Below are 16,128 nucleotides of genomic sequence, written 5' to 3' on the forward strand. Positions count from 1 at the left end.
GCGCTGCGCTCGATCGACGGGCACATCACGCGTACCAACGGGCAGGTCATGGCCTGGTACCGGCTCGCGGCGCAGGCGTGGAGCTTCCGCAGCGACAACCAGCGCGAGGTCCTGATCCGCCAGATCGCCGCGCAGCTCGGCGAGCTCCAGGGGCGCTGGCTGCACCTGCGCGTCACGACCCGGCCCTACCCGGTGCACATGTGGGCGGAGTCGTTCGACCAGAACGCGATCGGCCGTATGCCCGACGTGCCCGGCGCCCTGGGCTGGGACGGGTTCCTGGAGGGCGAGCAGCGCCACCTGATGGGGCTGTCGATGGCGGACAAGGAGGTCTTCCTCGGCATCGAGGTCTCCGGCCGCGGGCTGATCGACCGCTGGGTGGAGCGCGCCGCGCCCGTCCTGGACCGGCTCGTGCCGTCCGCGGTCAAGGCCGAGCTCGCCGCGCTGGAGACCGAGATCAACCACCTGGACGTGCTCGTCGCCGGGTCCGGTCTCGACGCCGTCCCCGCGAGCGCGGAGGACATGGCCTGGCTGATGCACCGCTCGGTCGCCCTCGGGCTGCCCGCCCCGCGCGGGCTGTCCTCGGTGCCGCGCGGGGTGTCGACCTGGGAGCCGGAGGACCTCGCAGCGTTCACCGAGGGCGTCGACCTGCACCAGGAGCCCTACGCGCCGACGGTGCAGGTCGTCGGGCGGATGCGCAGCCAGACCGTCACCCGCAACGTCGCGGTGCTGAGCGTCGGGCTGATGGAGGGTCTGCGGATCCCCGAGATCGACGACCCGTGGATGCAGCACTCCGACCGGCTGCCGTTCCCGGTGGAGTGGTCCGCGCGCATCTACGTGCGCCGCCCGGAGGACGTCACCGGCGAGCTGCAGCGCCAGATGGGCAAGGTGCGCAGCCAGATCCGGCACTACACCCACGACCACGACCTCGACCCGCCCATGTCGCTCGCGCGGCAGGCCGACCGGGTCCTGGAGGTCGAGGACGAGCTCACCACCGGGCTCACCCAGCTCAACACCCGTCTCTACGGCTGGTGGCGGATCGCCGTCTCGGGCCGCGACGAGGCCGAGGCGACCACCCGCGCCCAGCAGGTCGTCGACCTGTACCGGCCCAAGGTGCAGATCGAGCACCCCGAGGCGCAGTACCGCTACGCCCGCGAGTTCATCCCCGGCGAGCCGCTGGCCGCGACGGCCTACCGGCGACGCGGGTCGGTCACCTGGGCGGCCGCCGCGGTCCCGGCCGCGACGGCCAGTGTCGGCGACCGCCGCGGGATCATGCTCGGCGAGACCTGCACCGCGACCCGCCGCCCGGTCGCCTGGGACCCGTGGCTGGCCCAGGAGGTCCGACGCGCGTCCGGCCTCACCGCGATCGTCGGCGGCCTGGGCTCGGGCAAGTCGTTCCTCACCGGGCTGGTCGTCTACAAGACGCTGCGCGCCGGGGCCCGCTGGACGGTGCTCGACCCGTCCGGCCCGCTGGCCGAGCTGACCCGGCTGCCCGAGCTGGCGCCGTTCTCCCGGCACATCAACCTGCTCCGCGCCGACCCCGGCATCCTCAACCCGTACCGGGTGGTCGCCGAGCCGCGGCCGGACCACTTCCTCGACGACGAGGACCCGGAGCGCGCCTGGAAGCGGGAGCGCTCGCTGGCCGCGGCCACCCGCCGCCGGCTGGTGCTCGACGTGCTGTCCGGGCTGCTGCCCTACGAGATCGCCCGCCAGCCACACACCCGGATCGTGCTGCTCCGCGCGGTCCGCGAGGTCGGCGGCTCGCCCGACCGGCACCCGGGCATGGTCATCGACGCGCTGCGCCGGCACGCCGGTGAGGGCGAGGACCACGCCGGCGTCGTCGCGGACTTCCTCGACGAGCGGCGCGAGCTTCCGCAGGCCGCGCTGCTGTTCCCCGACGAGACCCGGGCCGACCCCTGGCAGGCCGACCGCGACTACCGGCTCACCGTGCTGACGATGCAGGGACTGTCGCTGCCGCGCCCGGGCAGCCCGCGCGAGGAGTGGACCGACAACGAGTCGCTCGGCGTCGAGCTGCTGAACCTGGCGTCCTGGCTGACCCAGCGCACGATCTACGACGCCGACCGCAACCTGCGCAAGGGCGTCGCGCTCGACGAGACGCACTTCCTGTCCCAGGTGCCCACCGGCAAGGTGCTCATCGACCGCCTCGCCCGCGACTCCCGCAAGTTCAACGTGCGCGCCCTGTTCGCCTCCCAGCTGGCCGGTGACCTGCTGCGGGTCTCGGGCTTCGCGTCGCTGGTCAACGCCGTGTTCGTCGGCCGGACCGACGACGAGGAGGCCCAGTCCGAGGCACTGCGGCTGCTGCGCGTGCCCACCGACGTCGGCTACGAGGAGATGCTCGGGACGCTGTCCCCGCGCCCCCGCCACGACGACCGGCCCGACGACGCGCCCCGCCAGTTCGTCTTCGCCGACGGCCACGGCGGCGTGGAGAAGGTCCGCATCGACCTGGAGGCGCCGCACCTGGAGCACGTCCGCGAGGCGCTCGACACCAACCCCGACGCCGCCCGCGTCGTCGCCCCGCGCCCGCCGGGTGGCCCGGCGATCACCGCGCCGGGGCATCCCGAGATGACCGCACCCGACGAGCCGAGCCCGCTGCCCGCCCGGCGCGCCCCGGCCCCCGTGGTGCTGCCCGACCTCGACGGCGACGAGATCGACCTGCGTACCGACACCCGGATCGGCCCCGGTGACGACGACCCGGTCCTGGCCGGCGGGATCCGTGCCGGTGGGGTGCAGGTCGTGTCGGTCGCCGCGACCGACGCCGCCGTCGGCCGCGCGGAGCTCTACGACGACGAGCAGCTCGACCTGCTCGACGAGCTCGACGACGACTGGGTGGTCGACGAGCCCGCCCCCGCGGACGGCACTGCCCCCACGGACGGCACCGCCCCCACGAACGGCACCGGCCCGTCGAACGGGACGGCGGCCACGAACGGCCACCCCGCGGCCGCTCCCCCCGACGGGGACGGACGGTGACGGCGGGCCTCGACCCGTCCGGCGGCGCAGGCGTCTGGGTCGTCCTGGGCGTGCTGCTCGCGGCCGTCGTCGTGTCGGTGCGGAGGACCCGCCGCCGTACGCCGCAGACGCCCGGGGTGACCCGCCGTCGTCGTCGCCGGACGGCGGTCCTGGTGGTCACCGCGATCGCCGGCGGCACGCTGCTGCTCGGCTCGCCGGCCATGGCGCAGGCGCTGGACTGCAAGTCCCCGCCGGAACCGGACCGCCCCGGCACCGGGCTGGTCGGTTCGCTGGACCGGCCCTCGGCGCTGCACGGGGAGGCCGGCAGCGTCTACGAGGAGGTCGGCTACGCCGGTCTCGTCTGGCACAACTACGACCTGGGCTGCGCCACGTCGGGGGTGCTGAACCCGTCGGTCACCACCGACACGTGGCTGGGCAACCAGGTCTTCAACCTGGCGAAGCTGACCGTCGGTGGGGTGAACTGGGCGCACTACCTCATCGCCGACGGCGGGTCGCTGTTCGCGCCGCTCGACCAGGTCATCACCACCGCGACCCGGGCGATGTACGAGACCGTGTTCACCACCTGGGTGGGCCTCGGCCTGCTCGGCTTCGCGATCATCGTGCTGCTGCTGGCGATGCGCGGGGAGCTCGCGCGGCAGGCCCAGCGCACCGGCATCGCCGTACTCGCGCTGATGCTCGGCTCCGCCGCCTACCTCGCACCGGTCGACTGGTCCCGCGCCGCGGACAACCTACTGCTCGACGGCGTCACGCAGATGCAGGAGGGCTTCCTCGGCCAGGTCGGGCTCGGCACCCGCGACACCCTCCCGACGGTGCTCGTCGACCAGGTCGCCTACCAGAACTGGCTGCGCGGGACGTTCGGCGCGCCGGACGTCCCGCAGGCCCAGGAGCTGGGCCGGGACCTGCTGCGGGCGCAGGCGTTCACCATCGACGAGATCGACCAGGGCCAGGACACGTCCGAGACGGCGGAGCGCAAGAAGGGCGAGTACGCCGCGCTCGCCGACCGCATGGGGGACCGCTACCCGTACTTCACCGGGGCCTCCGGCAGCCGGATCGGGGCCGGGACGCTCGCGCTGATCCAGGCCGCGTGCATCGCGCTGTTCCAGCTGCTGTCCAAGGTCCTGGTGCTGGTCGCACTGCTGATCATCCGGCTGATGGTGGTGACGGCGCCGGCGATCGCCGTCGTCGCGCTGCTGAAACCGGACGTCATCCCGGCGATCCTGCGCATCGGCGGCGCCGCGATCGTGAACACGCTCGTCGTCGGGGCGCTGGCCGGGCTGCACGCGCTGCTGGTCGTGTCGCTGTTCGCCCCCGGGTCCGGGGTCGACCTGTGGCTCGCGCTGCTGGTCACCGGCGTGGTCACGCTCGTGCTGTGGGCGGTCGCGCGGCCGTTCCGGCGGCTGGTGTCGATGGTGACACTGACCCGCGAGCAGTTCGGCGGGATCGTCCCCGGCATCAACGGCGGCCCGGTGTCGCGGGTGTGGAACCGGGTGCGCGGCCCGAACGACGCCGACGAGCGCCAGTCCCGCTGGTGGTCCGAGCGCGGCGGCCCCGGCGGGTCCGGCGACCCGGGTGCGGCGCGACCGGAGGCCGAGACCGCGGCCGGGCCGGGGGCCCGGGTCCGTCGTCGCGCGGCACCGGACATGTCCTCGCCCCAGGCGGCCCGGATCGCCGAGCCGCGCCGCGGGGCGCTGCCGGTCGGGGCGTCCGGGCGGCCCGACACCGGGTTCGCCACGCGGGTCGACCCCGGCGAGGTCGACGACCGCTCCATCTACCGCCGGGACGACGCGGGGCCCCGCCGCCCCGGCGACCCGACCCCGGTGAGCCCGGAGCTCGTCGACGGCGTGCCCGTCTACAAGATCTACCGCCCGCGGGCGGCCCGCACCGGCGGCGACCGTGCCGATTAGGTCCTCCCGCGGCCGCGCCGGCGCCTACCGCGCGGTGTGGCAGTGGCCGCTGCGCTCCCCCGCCCGGCTCGCCGTGACGGTGGTGGTCCTGGGCGGGCTCGTGTTCGGGCTGGTCTCGCTCGGCGGGTCCGGCGGGGCGGCGTCCGGCGGCCTGATCGCCGGGGGCGGGTCCGGCGGCAACCGGTGGGACAGCGGATCGTCCGGCGTCTCCGCGACGCCCACCCCGACGCTGCTGCCGCCGGTGCCCGAGCTGACTCCCGAGGCTCTGCCGGTGTCGCAGGCCCCGCGGCAGGCGCTGGAGACGGCGCGGGTGTGGGCGGCGGCCTGGGTGAACCATCCCGACGGGATGACCTCCCAGCAGTGGGTCGCCGGGCTGCGGCCGTACACGACCGACGAGTTCCTCGGCGTGCTCGCGGGCGTCGACCCGTCGAACGTGCCCGCCTCCCGGGTCACCGGGCCCGCGACCCCGACCCGGGTCGCGCCGAGGAGCATCGAGGTCACCGTGCCGACCGACACGCTGACCCTGCGGATCCTGGTCGTCGACACCGAGGCGGGCTGGAAGGTGTCCCGCTACGACCGGGCATGAGCACCCCGCTGACGCGTGCGCTGCGGCCGCTGCGGCTGCTGCTGCCGTTCCTCGCGATCGGGATGGCGCTGGTGCTGTTCCTGACCGTCGGCTTCCTCGCGTTCAGCCCCAACCTCGGCGGTGGCCGGTCGAACGCGGCCTGGTGCGACACCGGGATCTCGACCGCGACGGTCGGCCGTGGCGGCGGCGGAGCCACCTTCGAGACGCTGTCCGACGAGCAGAGGCAGAACGCCGCCGCGATCATCTCGGTCGCCAAGGACATGCAGCTCCCGCCGAAGGCGTGGCTGATCGCGCTGGCCACGGCGATGCAGGAGTCGACGCTCCGCAACATCGACTACGGCGACCGGGACTCGCTCGGGCTGTTCCAGCAGCGGCCGTCGCAGGGGTGGGGCACCCCCGCGCAGGTCACCGACCCCGCCTACAGCAGCCGGATCTTCTACGAACGGCTGATGGAGGTGCCGGGCTGGGACTCGATGCCGGTCACCAAGGCCGCGCAGACCGTGCAGCGCTCGGCCTTCCCCGACGCCTACGCCAAGTGGGAGGGCCTGGCCGCGTCGCTGGTCGAGAACATCGGCGACGTCGCCAACCCGACGGGCTGCGCCCCCGGTACGACCGGCGCGCTGCCCCCGGGTGTCGCCGGGGCCGCGATCGGCTTCGCGCTCGGCGAGCTCGGCAAGCCCTACGTGTGGGGCGCGACCGGACCGGACTCCTGGGACTGCTCCAGCCTGCTGCAGGCGTCGTACCGGGCGGCCGGCGTCACGATCCCGCGGGTGTCGCGCGACCAGTACAACTCCGGCGGCCACCTGCCGGTCCGGGACATGCAGCCGGGCGACTTCCTCTTCTACGCCCACGACACCTCGGACCCGACCACGATCTACCACGTGATGATGTACCTGGGCGACGGCAAGATGGTCGAGGCACCGAACCGCAACTTCCCCGTCCGCGTGCAGCCGGTGTCGTGGGAGTTCTCCGACCTCGTCCCGCTCGCCACCCGGCCGGGGACCACGCCGAACCCCGCCTGAGCGGGCTCGAGGCGCCATCATGGGCGGCATGCGCTCCCCGCCCTCGGACTATCTCGACTCCGCGGCGCCCGGTGCCTGCACGGACCACCTCGTCGTGCCGCGGTCACTGGCCCAGTCGATGCCGCTGCGCTGGCAGCAGGTCTTCGTCGGTCTCCTCACCGACCTGCACGACGCCTACCCCGGCGTCGACTGGCCGGAGTACGCCGTGTCCGCGGTGCGGGCCGAACCGTTGACCGAGCTCGACGACGCCCAGCTCGCCACACACGGCTACGTCACCGAGCTGGGGCCCGACGGCGACCTCGAGTACCGCGACGCCGACGACCGCGTCGTCCCGGGGTCGCTCCCCGTCCGGGTGGAGGTGCCGGACACGGTGCCGCCGGCGTCGGCGGGGCAGGTGCCGCGGGGGACCGTCGTCCTGCGCTGACCGCGCCCGCGCCCCGCGCGCGGGGGCGTCGCCGAGATGCACCTCAGCGGGAATCGTCGATCTCCACGGCCCGCTGGACTGCATCCCGGCGTGCGGCAGGGACACCTCCCCTGCGGAATCCGCTTACCCGGTAAGCGAGTTCCCGGCCCCTCACCAGGCCCGGTGCGTCCCGACCGGCGCGCGACGGCGCTGCGCCGCGTCGGCGAGCCGGTCCAGCTCACGGACCAGGCACGCGGCGTCGGCCGGACCGGCGTGCACGACGGCGTCGTCGGGGAGCGGGCCGCCGACGACGTCCGGGGTCGGGCGCCGCTGGACGTAGCAGCCGTCCGTGGTGGCGTGCACCAGCAGGACGCCCGGCGCGCGGCACGGGTCGGGTCCCTTCCGGCCGGCGCCGAGCTGGGCGACGCCCTCGACCTCCCCCATCCGTCGCAGCATCTCGGCCTCGGCCCCGCTGCAGCCCCGCCGCAGGAGCTCGTGGACGAGGCGGTCGGCATCGCCGTCGGCGCGCTCGGCGGCCTCGCCCAGCACCGCGACGGGGATCCGCACCCCGGCCCCGGGGCCGGGCACGACCTCGCCGAGCAGCTCGACCAGGAGGGCCGACGCGTCGTCGGGCGGGACGCGGACCAGCGCGACGTCGTCGCCGATCCGGGTGGCCAGCACCGCGTGCCCGGCCCGCCGCGCGACCAGCGCCCGCTGCCACGACGGCGGTGCGACCACGAGGTCGTGCTGGAACTCCGGTGCGACGACCGTGTGCAGGTCGCCGACCAGGTGCGGCTCGAACGTGGTGCCGGTGAACAGGCCGCGCGCGGCGAGGGTGTCGAGACACCCCCGCACGACACGGGCCCGCTCGACGTCGGTGAACCCGGGGCTGAGCAGCTCCAGGACCGCGGGGTTGCGACCGAGGTCGAGCAGGTCCCGGGCGACGTCGAACTCGGCGGCGGTGAGGACGGTGGCGCGGTTCCATTCGATCATCGGTGGGGCTCCTCGGGGGCCAGGACGGCGTCGGTCGCGGCGATCTCGATGTCGAACACCTCGTCGGTGGGGACGACGTAGCGGTTGCGGTGGTCCCGGGTGTCGCGGCTGCCCGCGCCGCCGGCCATCGGGCCGTAGCCGCCGGGGGCGCCGCCGCGTCCGGTGGTCTCGCCGGGGCGGGCGGACCAGGCCGGCTCGGCGGTCCGGGCGCCGGGACCGAACTGCTCGTGCGGCCGCCCGCCACCGGGTCCCGTGCCGCCGGGGAGACGGTCGCCGTACCCGGGACCACGGGCCGACGGCGGGAGGAGCGGTAGGGCCCGGGTCCGTTCGCCGAACCGGTGTCCGAGTTCGACGCGGGTGGCGAGCGGGTCGGGGCCCGGTGTCGTCGTGGGGTACGGGCCCGGGGGTGCCGCCGGTCGGTACGGGTCCGGGGCGGGCGTGGCCGTCGGGTCGAGGTGCTGGGGTGCGACGACGTCGACCGGCCCGGGGAGCCCGGTGCCCCGGTCCCGGTCGGCCACGCCGCCGCCGGTGGTCCCGGCGGCACCGGGCCCCGCGGTTCTCCCGACGTCCGGCGTGCCGGGGCCCGATCCGACCAACCCCGATCCCTCGGTCCCCGGCCCGTCGGTCCCCGGCCTGTCGGGAGCTCCGACGCCGTCCGGTCCGGGGCGGGACCCGCCGCCCGGCTGCCCCGGGACGCCGGTCGCCGGACCGCCTCCGCCGGGAGGGGTGGCTCCGCCGCCGGCCCCGACACCGGCCGGGCCGGGACCGCCGGCCCCGGCCGAGCCGGGTGCCGGACCTCCCGCACCGGTGGGCGTCGCGGCCGACCCCGGGTCGACGGTGCGGAAGCGGTCGTCGATCGCCGACGCCGTGTCGAGATGCTCCTGGAGGGCGCGGTCGGCCTCCTCGCTGTGCCGCTGGTCGCGTTCGAGCGAGGTGACGTAGTCGGCGACGGTGGCGCTCAGCCCGGTCAACGGGGTGCTCGCCAGCAGGTGGAGGCTGCGGACGCCGCTGGTGAAGATGCCCGGCGGGGTGGGGTCCAGGGCGGCGATGGCGGCCTGGGTGCGGTCGAAGGACTGCCCGTAGGCGTCCAGCTGGGTCGCGCCGTTCGCGGTGACGGGGGCGGTGCACATCATCGAGGTGGTGATGCCGTCGAGGGACTGCTGGGCGGCGGCCGCGGCGGGGCCCTGCCAGGAGATGCCCAGCTCGGCCATGCGTTTCCGGGCCTCGTCCGATGCGGAGCGCAGCTCGGCGTCCGCGGTGCGGAGTGCGGCTGCGGCGTCGGCGACCGCTGTCGAGCCGGGTTTCCCGACCACCCAGGCGTACTTCTCCTGGAGGGTCCTGGCAGCGAAGTTGAAGCCCTGTGAGAACGCCATCGTCCGTCCCGGAGTGCCGCGGGTCTCAGATCGTGAACGAACGAGCGATGGCGTCCTCGCCGAGCTCGAAGACGACCGCCGTCGCTCGGAGTCGTCGGACCGTTTCCTCCAACTCGGTCTGATGCTGCGCGTGCGTCGCGATCGTCCGCTCGAACCTGTCCTGGAACGCCGGTGTCGCGACTCCCGAGATCGGATCGTCTCCGCAGGGACCGACCCGCGTCCTCTGCGCGCTGCGGAGAGATTCGCGAATGGCGACGATCTGGGCGGACAGGACGCGACCGACCTCGAGCACGTTGTCCGGCGAGATCTGGCTCATCAAGGCGTCCGACGAGCCGCCCACGGTTCCTCGCTGGGTCTGTTCCACGGCCGGAACGTAGGCGCGCCAGCGCCCGGAGACGGCGGTTTCCGCAGCTCCCGTCGCGATTGCGAAGTCGCGGAGTCGGATCAGCGACGCAGGAGCGAGGGCAGAGCGGCAGCGGCCACGGCCCGGGCCCTCGTGCACAGGTCGCGGTCGGTGGTTCCGGAACGCTGGAGGTTCGACGACGTCGCCATGGCCTGCGCTCGCAACGACGTCGCATCGTCGATGTCGACACCCACCTCGCACGAGGGGTACGAGTTGGACGGATACACGGTCTCGGCGGCGCGGTATCCCGACACATCGACCGGTGCCGTTCCCGGAACGGACAGGAGCTGAGACGTCGGAACCGGGATGAACTGCAGGTTGACGTCGACCGCCGCCGGGCCTGTGCCCAGATAGCCGCAGGTCGGGGCAGGACGACCTCCGATCGTCGCGTCGTCGACCTTGCCGGCCCCCAGATCGAGTCCTGAGCGCTGTTCGGGGTCGAGCAGCTCGCACGGATGGCGTCCGCTCACATCGATGGCGGCCGGGCGCGCGAGCGCGGTGGGGTCCGCTGCGAGACCTGGCGGCTGTGGCATGCAGGAGGTGAGCCCGACGATCACAGCGGCGCCCACGACGCCGAGGGCCGTGCGACGCGCAGCCGGTACGAGCACGGTGATCCTCCGTCGACGATCGAGCGGCCCACAGGCTAGCCCGCCCCACCCCCGTCGACGGCCGTTCGGACCACCCGCGAACGTCGTGGATAAAAGTTGAGTCCCCCGGGAACAAGTCTTCCGGGTCGCCCGTTGACCCCCATGAGAGCAAGTTGAGCAGGACCCACTCAAGGGCGATGCACGAGGCGCTCCCCGGCCTGGTACAACTTGAGCCGGACGCACTCACACCCCACACATCTCGGAGGCAGTCACCATGGCTCGTACGGTCGGTATCGACCTCGGGACCACCAACTCCGTCGTCGCCGTCCTCGAGGGTGGCGAGCCGACGGTGATCGCGAACTCGGAGGGTGCCCGCACCACTCCGTCGATCGTCGCGTTCGCGCGCAACGGCGAGGTCCTCACCGGTCAGTCGGCGAAGAACCAGGCGGTCACCAACTCCGACCGCACGTTCCGCTCGGTCAAGCGTCACATCGGCACCGACTGGAAGACGCCGGAGATCGACGGGAAGACCTTCGCGGCGCAGGAGATCAGTGCCCGCGTCCTGCAGAAGCTGAAGCGGGACGCCGAGGCCTACCTGGGCGACGAGGTCACCGACGCCGTCATCACGGTGCCCGCGTACTTCGAGGACGCGCAGCGCCAGGCGACGAAAGAGGCCGGCCAGATCGCCGGTCTGAACGTGCTCCGCATCGTCAACGAGCCGACCGCGGCCGCGCTGGCCTACGGGCTCGACAAGGGCGACAAGGAGCAGACCATCCTGGTCTTCGACCTGGGTGGCGGCACGTTCGACGTGTCCCTGCTGGAGATCGCCGAGGGCGTCGTCGAGGTCAAGGCGACCAACGGGGACAACCACCTCGGTGGTGACGACTGGGACGAGCGGATCGTCACCTGGCTCGTCGACAAGTTCAAGTCCTCCCAGGGCATCGACCTGACCAAGGACAAGATGGCGATGCAGCGGCTCCGCGAGGCCGCGGAGAAGGCGAAGATCGAGCTGTCGAGCTCGTCGTCGACCAGCATCAACCTGCCCTACATCACGGTCGACTCGGACAAGAACCCGCTGTTCCTCGACGAGACGCTGTCCCGTGCGGAGTTCCAGCGGATCACCCAGGACCTCCTGGACCGCACCCGTAACCCGTTCAACCAGGTCATCAAGGACGCCGGCATCTCGGTGAACCAGATCGACCACGTCGTGCTCGTCGGTGGCTCCACCCGGATGCCCGCCGTCACCGAGCTCGTCAAGGAGCTGACCGGCGGCAAGGAGCCCAACAAGGGCGTCAACCCGGACGAGGTCGTCGCCGCGGGCGCCGCCCTGCAGGCCGGTGTGCTGCGCGGTGAGGTCAAGGACGTCCTGCTGCTCGACGTCACCCCGCTGTCCCTGGGCATCGAGACCAAGGGCGGCGTCATGACCAAGCTGATCGAGAAGAACACCACGATCCCGACCAAGCGCTCGGAGATCTTCTCCACCGCGGACGACAACCAGCCGTCGGTGCAGATCCAGGTCTTCCAGGGCGAGCGCGAGATCGCCGCGTACAACAAGAAGCTCGGCATGTTCGAGCTGACCGGCATCGCGCCGGCCCCGCGCGGCGTCCCGCAGATCGAGGTCTCCTTCGACATCGACGCCAACGGCATCGTCAACGTGTCCGCCAAGGACATGGGCACCGGCAAGAGCCAGGAGATGACGATCACCGGCGGCTCGGCGCTGTCCAAGGACGACATCGACCGCATGGTCAAGGAGGCCGAGGCGCACGCCGAGGAGGACGCCAAGCGTCGCGAGGAGGCCGAGACCCGCAACCAGGCGGAGACCCTCGTCTACCAGACGGAGAAGTTCGTCAAGGAGAACGACGAGAAGCTGCCGTCCGAGGTCAAGGACTCGGTGAACGCCGCGCTGGGTGAGACCCAGGAGGCGCTGAAGGGCACCGACCACGAGGCGATCAAGTCCTCGATGGAGAAGCTCGCCACCGAGTCCCAGAAGATGGGGTCCGCCCTCTACTCGCAGCCCGGTGCCGAGGGTGCCGCGGGTGCGGGTGCCGCGGGTGGTGCCGGTGAGGCCGGTGGCTCCGACGCGCAGGACGACGTCGTCGACGCCGAGATCGTGGACGACGACAAGGACGCCAAGGGCGACAAGTGACGGCCGGCGGCCATCCACGGGACGACAGGACGGTCGACATGGCAGACGAACAGAAGCAGGAGGAGCCGGTGACGTTCCGGGACCGCCGCAAGGTGGACCCGGAGACCGGCGAGGTCCGTCCCGACGCCGACACGACCGGGGCCGCCGACACGGCGGCCCCGGCCGGGGACGACGAGCAGGTCGCGGGCCCGGCCGACGGGGAGGACCCGGAGGTCGAGAAGCTGCGGGCCGAGGTCGCCGAGCGCACCGCGGACCTGCAGCGGGTCAGCGCCGAGTACGCCAACTACCGGCGTCGGGCCGACCGGGACCGCGAGCAGACCAAGGTGGACGCGAAGGTCTCCTTCGCGAGCGACCTGCTGGTCGTGCTCGACGACTTCGAGCGCGCCGCGCAGCACGGCGACCTCACGGGCCCGTTCAAGGCTGCGGCCGACAAGGTCACCGCCGTGCTGACGAAGATCGGCCTCGAGCCCTTCGGGACGGAGGGCGAGTCCTTCGACCCGCAGCTCCACGAGGCCGTGCAGCACGAGCCGGCCGAGGGCTCCGGCCCCACGGTCACCGTGTTGTCGGCGGTGCTGCGCCGCGGCTACCGCATCTCCGACCGGGTCCTCCGGCCGGCGATGGTGACCGTGCAGGACCGCCCCGAGGCCGAGGTGCCGGCCGAGGCACGGGCGGAGGCCGCCGAAGGCGGTGCGGACGCCGGCGACGGCGAACCGCAGAACCCGGCCTGACCGGGACGGGAAGGGACGTGACCGCGCGGTGCGGTGGGAGGCGACCGGCCTCCCGCCGCACCGCCGGTCTGATCGGGAAGGAGGCGGAGTGACCCAGCGCGACTGGATCGAGAAGGACTTCTACCGCGAGCTGGGCGTCTCCTCGACGGCGTCCCAGGACGAGATCAAGAAGGCGTACCGCAAGCTCGCCCGCGAGCTCCACCCGGACGCGAACCCCGGCGACGAGAAGGCCGAGGCCCGCTTCAAGTCGGTCTCCGAGGCCTACGGCGTCCTGGGCGACGAGTCCAAGCGCAAGGAGTACGACGAGACCCGCGCGATGTTCGCGGGCGGCGGCGGCTTCGGCGGGTTCGGCGGCGGCGGGGGCTTCCCCGGCGGTGCACGCCCCGGCGGCGCCGGCCAGGGCGGCTTCGACATCAACGACCTGTTCGGCCAGGCCGGTCGCTCCGGCGGCGCCGGGAGCGGCGACTTCAGCGACATCCTCGGCGACATCTTCGGCCGGACCGCGCGCAACAACGCGGGCGGCGCGGGCGGGTTCGGCACGGCCGGAGCCCGCCGCGGCCAGGACGTCGAGAGCAGCCTGACGATCTCCTTCGACGACGCCGTGCGCGGCGCGACGGTGCCGATCAAGCTGTCCTCGCCCGGGCGGTGCGAGCGCTGCGGCGGCACCGGGTCCCGGCCCGGCAGCACCCCGCGCACCTGCCCGACCTGTTCCGGTCAGGGCCTGGTGAACCGCAGCCAGGGCGCGTTCTCGTTCTCCGAGCCGTGCCGCGACTGCCGCGGGACCGGCCGCATCATCGACGACCCGTGCCCCGAGTGCCACGGCGACGGCGTGTCCACCCGGACCCGGTCGCTGTCCATCCGGGTGCCCGCGGGCGTCGACGACGGACAGAAGATCCGTCTCGCCGGACAGGGTGAGCCCGGGCGTGGTGGCGCCCCGGCCGGGGACCTGTACGTGACCGTCAGCGTGACCCCGCACCGGATCTTCGGTCGGTCGTCGAAGAACGCCGACGATCTCACCCTCACCGTGCCGGTGACCTTCCCCGAGCTGGTCCTGGGTGCGACCCTGACGGTGCCGACGCTCGACAGCACCGTCTCGCTGCGGATCCCGCCGGGGACCGCCAGCGGCCGGACGTTCCGGGTGTCGGGGCGTGGGGTCGAGCGCAAGAACGGGAAGAAGGGCAATCTGCTGGTCACCGTCGAGGTGGCGGTGCCGCAGAAGCTGGACGAGGCGGCCACCAGTGCGCTGGAGGCCTACGCCGAGGCGACGTCGTCGTTCGACCCGCGGGCCGATCTGCTCGGTAGCACCAGGAGGTGATGGCGGTGGCCGGACGACGCACCCCCCGGGACGGGGAGGAACCGCTGACCGTCGACGTGGCACACGACAGCCCGGTCTTCGTCATCTCGGTCGCTGCGCAGCTGTCCGGTCTGCACGCCCAGACCCTGCGCAGCTACGACCGGATCGGCCTGGTCAGTCCGGGCCGGTCCGCGGGCGGCGGGCGTCGCTACTCCCAGCGCGACATCGCGCTGCTGCGCGAGGTACAGCGGCTCTCCCAGGAGGAGGGCGTGAACCTCGCGGGCGTCAAGCGGATCATCGAGCTGGAGCAGATGGTCGACGAGCTCTCGGCACGCCTCGAGGAGGCCACCGCCGAGCTCGACGCGGTCCGTGCCGCCGCCGCGCAGGCCACGGCGGCGGTGCACCGCTCCTACCGGCGCGACCTCGTGCCGGTGGACCGTCGCCAGGCCGTCGTACGCTGGCGCCCCGCAGACGACGGCTGAGCCCCCCGGCCGGGCGGCTCAGGCCGCCGTCAGGACCCCGCGGCGGGCCAGCAGCCCGAGCACCACGGCGCCCAGCAGCGGGACCGCGGCCAGCACCGCGAACGGCAGCGCCGGCGGGAACGCCGGGTCCAGCAGCGCGCCGACGCCCGTCGAGCCGACGAGCACCATCAGGCCGCCGAACGAGGCCAGCACCCCGAAGTGGGCGCCCAGCCTGCGCTCCCCGGCGAGCCGGGGCACCAGGTCCTGCGCGACCGGCACGGCGAACATCTCGCCGAAGGTCAGCAGCAGCACCATCAGCACCGCGGGCGCGAGTGCCCACCACCCCGGCAGGCCCGGCAGCAGCCGCGCCACCGCGACGACGGTGAACGACGCGGCCATCAGGCAGAACCCGAGCACCACCGAGCGGCCGGCCCCGATCCGGCGGCCCCACGTCGTCACCCTCATCTGCAGGGTGATCACCAGCACCGACATCAGCACGAACAGGAAGCCCAGTGCCGCCGTGCGGCCGATGCGCTCCAGCTCGTCGGGCAGCGCCAGGTACAGCTGGTTGTAGGACAGCAGCCAGCCCGAGTAGCCGGCCGCGAACAGCATGAAGCGACGGTTGCCCAGCACCTCGCCCCAGCCCGCGAGCATCGGCCGTCCGGCCTGCTCGGCCTCCCGCCACGGCAGCCACCGCCAGTGCGCCAGCCCCACCAGCACGAAGCCGGCGGCGGCGACCAGGCAGGCCAGCTGGAAGTCGACCAGCATGAGCGCGGTGCCGACCAGCGGCCCGGTGACCGTCCCGACCTGGCCGGCGACGGCGAACATCGCGAACACCTCGGTCCGCGGCGGGCCCTCCCCGGCGCGTTCCCGTTCCCCGGCCTCCCGCGCCAGTGACGACTCGACGGCGGGCGAGAACAGGGCGGCCGCGAACCCGGTCAGCAGTGCCCCGCCGATGACCGCGGGCAGCGTGCCGGCGGCTCCGAGGAGGATGAATCCGGTCACGCGCAGCGCACACCCGGCGAGCACGACCGGCTTCGCACCGAACCGATCGGTCAGGGTCCCGCCGATCACGAACAGCCCCTGCTGGCTGAACGTCCGCAGCCCCAGCACGAGCCCGACGGCCGCCGCGGCGAGCCCGAGGTCCTCGGCCAGGTGCGTGGCCAGGTAGGGCAGCACCATGTAGAAGCCCACGTTGAAGGCCAGCTGGGTGCTGATCAGCAGTTTCATGACCGGCGGGAGC

At 73.4% G+C, this 16,128-nt stretch carries 14 protein-coding genes; 9 read left to right on the forward strand and 5 right to left on the reverse strand.

The window, feature by feature from the left end:
- Positions 1 to 48: 48 nt before the first annotated feature.
- From KPF22_RS02500 to KPF22_RS02520, 5 genes are read left to right on the forward strand one after another with little or no spacing between them, the layout of a single operon-like run.
- Complete coding sequence (locus KPF22_RS02500) at positions 49 to 2,985, forward strand: ATP-binding protein (protein ID WP_224402362.1); 2,937 nt, start codon at positions 49 to 51, stop codon at positions 2,983 to 2,985.
- Positions 2,982 to 4,889 carry a hypothetical protein gene (locus KPF22_RS02505; RefSeq protein ID WP_208822301.1) on the forward strand — a complete coding sequence of 636 codons (1,908 nt, stop codon included), beginning with the start codon at positions 2,982 to 2,984 and terminating at the stop codon, positions 4,887 to 4,889. The genes KPF22_RS02500 and KPF22_RS02505 overlap by 4 nt, the downstream gene beginning before the upstream one ends.
- Positions 4,879 to 5,475 carry a hypothetical protein gene (locus KPF22_RS02510; protein ID WP_208822300.1) on the forward strand — a complete coding sequence of 199 codons (597 nt, stop codon included), beginning with the start codon at positions 4,879 to 4,881 and terminating at the stop codon, positions 5,473 to 5,475. The genes KPF22_RS02505 and KPF22_RS02510 overlap by 11 nt, the downstream gene beginning before the upstream one ends.
- Entirely contained in the window at positions 5,472 to 6,497 is a 1,026-nt protein-coding gene (locus KPF22_RS02515) for a C40 family peptidase (RefSeq protein ID WP_062398829.1), read from the forward strand. The genes KPF22_RS02510 and KPF22_RS02515 overlap by 4 nt, the downstream gene beginning before the upstream one ends.
- Before the next feature lie 28 nt (positions 6,498 to 6,525).
- The gene (locus KPF22_RS02520) at positions 6,526 to 6,921 is read left to right on the forward strand and encodes a hypothetical protein (protein WP_224401096.1); all 396 of its coding nucleotides are present in this window, start codon (positions 6,526 to 6,528) and stop codon (positions 6,919 to 6,921) included.
- 150 nt (positions 6,922 to 7,071) lie between these two features.
- Here the strand turns inward: KPF22_RS02520 and KPF22_RS02525 are convergent, their stop codons facing one another.
- From KPF22_RS02525 to KPF22_RS02540, 4 genes are all read right to left on the reverse strand, one after another.
- Positions 7,072 to 7,893 carry an ESX secretion-associated protein EspG gene (locus tag KPF22_RS02525; protein ID WP_224401097.1) on the reverse strand — a complete coding sequence of 274 codons (822 nt, stop codon included), beginning with the start codon at positions 7,891 to 7,893 and terminating at the stop codon, positions 7,072 to 7,074.
- Complete coding sequence (locus tag KPF22_RS02530; protein ID WP_224401098.1) at positions 7,890 to 9,266, reverse strand: PPE domain-containing protein; 1,377 nt, start codon at positions 9,264 to 9,266, stop codon at positions 7,890 to 7,892. Before KPF22_RS02530 ends, KPF22_RS02525 begins: the two co-directional genes overlap by 4 nt.
- A gap of 25 nt (positions 9,267 to 9,291) precedes the next feature.
- The gene (locus KPF22_RS02535; protein ID WP_224401099.1) at positions 9,292 to 9,630 is read right to left on the reverse strand and encodes a hypothetical protein; all 339 of its coding nucleotides are present in this window, start codon (positions 9,628 to 9,630) and stop codon (positions 9,292 to 9,294) included.
- A gap of 80 nt (positions 9,631 to 9,710) precedes the next feature.
- Positions 9,711 to 10,277 (reverse strand): DUF3558 family protein, encoded by a 567-nt coding sequence (locus tag KPF22_RS02540; protein ID WP_224401100.1) that lies wholly within the window; start codon positions 10,275 to 10,277, stop codon positions 9,711 to 9,713.
- Positions 10,278 to 10,530: 253 nt separating this feature from the next.
- On the opposite strand from KPF22_RS02540, the gene dnaK reads away from it, so the two are divergent.
- From dnaK to KPF22_RS02560, 4 genes are all read left to right on the forward strand, one after another.
- A complete protein-coding gene (gene dnaK, locus KPF22_RS02545; protein ID WP_208822294.1) occupies positions 10,531 to 12,402 on the forward strand; it encodes a molecular chaperone DnaK in 1,872 nt (623 codons plus the stop codon).
- Between the two features lie 38 nt (positions 12,403 to 12,440).
- Positions 12,441 to 13,130 (forward strand): nucleotide exchange factor GrpE, encoded by a 690-nt coding sequence (grpE, locus tag KPF22_RS02550; protein WP_208822292.1) that lies wholly within the window; start codon positions 12,441 to 12,443, stop codon positions 13,128 to 13,130.
- An 88-nt stretch (positions 13,131 to 13,218) separates the two neighbouring features.
- Entirely contained in the window at positions 13,219 to 14,445 is a 1,227-nt protein-coding gene (gene dnaJ / locus KPF22_RS02555) for a molecular chaperone DnaJ (RefSeq protein WP_224401101.1), read from the forward strand.
- Positions 14,446 to 14,450: 5 nt separating this feature from the next.
- Entirely contained in the window at positions 14,451 to 14,906 is a 456-nt protein-coding gene (locus tag KPF22_RS02560) for a heat shock protein transcriptional repressor HspR (protein WP_301549047.1), read from the forward strand.
- A gap of 18 nt (positions 14,907 to 14,924) precedes the next feature.
- On the opposite strand, the gene KPF22_RS02565 is transcribed toward KPF22_RS02560, so the two are convergent.
- A complete protein-coding gene (locus KPF22_RS02565) occupies positions 14,925 to 16,115 on the reverse strand; it encodes an MFS transporter (RefSeq protein WP_224401102.1) in 1,191 nt (396 codons plus the stop codon).
- Positions 16,116 to 16,128 lie beyond the last annotated feature (13 nt).

The organism is Pseudonocardia sp. ICBG1034 (genome assembly GCF_020131375.1).
Classification (GTDB): domain Bacteria; phylum Actinomycetota; class Actinomycetes; order Mycobacteriales; family Pseudonocardiaceae; genus Pseudonocardia; species Pseudonocardia alni.